General features: G+C 66.4%; 2 protein-coding genes and 1 pseudogene. All 3 read right to left on the minus strand.

Features of this window, described 5'->3' with window-relative positions; translation table 11 throughout:
• Positions 1–1,160, minus strand: a 1,160-nt coding sequence (locus ENZ75_RS30435) for a 5-guanidino-2-oxopentanoate decarboxylase (RefSeq protein WP_128278570.1), incomplete at its 3' end; no start/stop codon positions are given.
• Positions 1,157–1,804 (minus strand): TetR family transcriptional regulator C-terminal domain-containing protein, encoded by a 648-nt coding sequence (locus ENZ75_RS30440; protein WP_032809890.1) that lies wholly within the window; start codon positions 1,802–1,804, stop codon positions 1,157–1,159. The genes ENZ75_RS30435 and ENZ75_RS30440, both read right to left, overlap by 4 nt.
• Positions 1,801–1,902 (minus strand): annotated as a pseudogene (locus ENZ75_RS35425) (amidinotransferase); the annotation flags it as partial. The gene ENZ75_RS30440 and the pseudogene ENZ75_RS35425, both read right to left, overlap by 4 nt.

The raw sequence follows: 1,902 nt of genomic DNA on the forward strand, positions 1-1,902 counted from the left end.
TAATAGAGGTTGGCCGCATAGATCGGCTGCGTCGAATCGCCGACGATGAGCGCGCCCGGCAAAGCGTCGCGGATCATCTCGACGGCGCGCATCTGCCCCTGCAGTGTCGGATTGAGCTCGGCAAAGGCTGCTTTGCGTGTAGTAGCGGCGCGCGACGAACCGCCCTCGCTTGCCCGGACATGGCGGGTTTCCCGAAGCCGTGCTTCTAGCGCCCCGGCGCAATCGGCCTGGATCGAAACCGTCGCCGGGCGGCGGGCAAGCTGGTCCGCGCCGATATCGATGCGGATCAGGTTGGCGGGCAGGACGAAGCCGCCATCGCTGTAGCCGTCATAGTCGGTCGGGCCGAATTCGGTGCCGGCGGCAATCACCAGGTCGGCGTCGGCCATCAGCGCCCGTACTGTCTTCAGGCTGGGACTGGCCGGCACGCAAAGCGGATGACCATGCAGCAGGCCGCGCGCATTGGTGGTCTGGACGACCGGCGCCCCCAGCCGTTCGGCCAGACGCCGCAGTGGCGCTTCGGCGCGTTTGGCGCCGCCGCCGACCAGGATCAGCGGGCGGCGCGCTGCACTGATGAGTTTGGCCGCGTTGGCAATTGCGACACCTTCCGGCACGGGCGGCGTCACATTGCTCAGCATGGCAGCGATGCCATCCGCCGGCTTGACCATGACGTCGGTCGGGATCTCGATATGCACCGGGCCGGGCCGGGCCGATGAAAACAGGGCGAAGGCCTGCGCCAGCGCGCCGGGCAATTCGCCAGCCTCGGTAACGCGCTGCGAAAACAGCGCCACCTTCTCCATCATGCCGCGCTGATCCGGCAATTCGTGCAGATGGCCCAGCCCCTTGCCCAGCGTCGGCGTGGCGTTGACGCCTGAGATCACCAGCATCGGCACCGAATCGGCACGTGCCTGCCCCATGGCGGTGATGGTGTTGGTCAGCCCCGGTCCGGTGATGACGAAGGCGACGCCCGGTCTGCCGCTGGCGCGTGCGTAGCCATCGGCCATGAAGCCGGCGCCCTGTTCGTGACGCGGTGTGACGTGGCGGATCTTGGAGCGCGCTAGCCCGCGGTAGAGTTCTACCGTGTGGACGCCGGGAATCCCGAAGACCGTGTCGACGCCATGGGCTTCGAGCAGCGAAATGAGCGCTTCGCCGAGTGTCGTCATTGGTTTTCCTCCCCTTCCGGCGCGAGGCCTAGTTCGGCCTCGACGGCCTTGATGCCGATCGCCGCCAATTCGCCGGGCGAGAACATCTCGCCGGCCAGGCAGCCTTCGATCCAGAGTCCGTCGATGATCGCATTAATCGCGATGGCATGGTGGCGCAATTGGCTTGCGTCCGATTTGCGCCGTTCGGCGGCGAGCACCTCGGCCACAACCGCTTCCACCTCATTGCGAAAACCAAGGTAGCCTTCGCGGTGGGCGTGGGCCAAGGTCGGATCCGCTCTGGCGCGGCCGATGAAGGTTGCCCAGAGCGAAAACACCCGCGCGTCGATAATCGGCGCATTGAGGTTGGCGGTGACGAAAGCCGCAAGGCGCTGGCGAGGCGAGGCATTCTCCATGACCAAAGCCGCTTTCGCCTGCTCGGTCATGCGGCCCATCAGCGCTGCATAGGCTTCCTGCAGCAATTCTTCCTTGCCGGGAAAATAGTGCCGGATCAGCCCGGCGGTGACGCCGGCACGCAATGCGATGGTGCGCAAGGTGGCGCCCTGCAGGCCATGTTCCGCCACACTGTCCAGAGTGGCCTCGATCAGATCCTGCCGCCGCCGCTCCTCGCCCTCGCGACGGAACCTGCGGCGGGATGGCATATTCATTGGCGCAGGATCGGTCGCGTCAGGCATGTCGGCCCGCCCTCGCAGGCGATGCAGAGCGCATCCGCCTCGAAGATTTCGACCGTGCAGCCGGCGGCTTC

The sequence above is a fragment of the Mesorhizobium sp. M7A.F.Ca.CA.002.04.1.1 genome (assembly GCF_004022805.1).
Taxonomy (GTDB): domain Bacteria; phylum Pseudomonadota; class Alphaproteobacteria; order Rhizobiales; family Rhizobiaceae; genus Mesorhizobium; species Mesorhizobium ciceri.